Raw genomic sequence first — 309 nt, forward strand, 5'->3', positions numbered from 1 at the left:
TCAGAAAACTTTCGTTTCCCGACCTACTCGATTCACCATCTCAACTTTCTTCCTAAAAAATGAGACCTAGGCAGGTGGGGCTCGAACCCACGATATAGGGGGGGACTTAGTCCCCATACCTATCGCTACCAACTGCGATCATCTGCCTAGATCTCTCCGCAAAGATAGCAATAATATGATAAGTCTTTAAATGTTTCAGAGGTTACTCATTAGAAAGAATCGTCAACAGGTATTTGATTGAATATACCATCTATAAGGGTATGAGAGCACCCGAAAGGGTGCCATTCAGCTAGCCCCCAGTCGAGGCTC

1 tRNA gene is annotated in these 309 nt (G+C 45.0%); it reads right to left on the reverse strand.

Annotated features, from left to right (window positions below):
* Window positions 1-66 precede the first annotated feature (66 nt).
* A tRNA-OTHER gene (locus HMPREF3027_RS09615) sits at window positions 67-149 on the reverse strand.
* Between the last annotated feature and the right edge of the window lie 160 nt (window positions 150-309).

The organism is Porphyromonas sp. HMSC077F02, from assembly GCF_001815465.1.
Classification (GTDB): domain Bacteria; phylum Bacteroidota; class Bacteroidia; order Bacteroidales; family Porphyromonadaceae; genus Porphyromonas_A; species Porphyromonas_A somerae.